Annotated in this window: 1 protein-coding gene; it reads left to right on the forward strand. The window is 39.5% G+C overall.

Annotated elements, in window-relative coordinates; all coding sequences use genetic code 11:
• Window positions 1-187 (forward strand): fatty acid desaturase (locus tag B4033_RS00595; protein WP_286831109.1); only part of this gene is annotated, 187 nt, incomplete at its 5' end.
• Between the last annotated feature and the right edge of the window lie 41 nt (window positions 188-228).

A 228-nucleotide genomic window follows, 5' to 3' on the forward strand; every position in this document is an offset into this window, starting at 1 on the left:
CTTGAGCCATCAGATTGAGCATCATTTATACCCTGATGTGCCGGCACGTCGTTATCGTCAAATGGCGCCAAAAGTACAGGCAGTCTGTGAAAAATATGGTCTGAACTATAACAATGCCAGTCTGGTGAAACAGTACGGCAGCGTGATTAAGCGTATTGTGAAATATGCTTTTCCGTTTAAAAAATAAGTTTCTATAATTTAATAGACAACCACTTCAATTGAAGTGGT

It is taken from the genome of Acinetobacter sp. UBA3132 (assembly GCF_002364825.1).
GTDB classification, from domain to species: Bacteria; Pseudomonadota; Gammaproteobacteria; order Pseudomonadales; family Moraxellaceae; genus Acinetobacter; species Acinetobacter schindleri.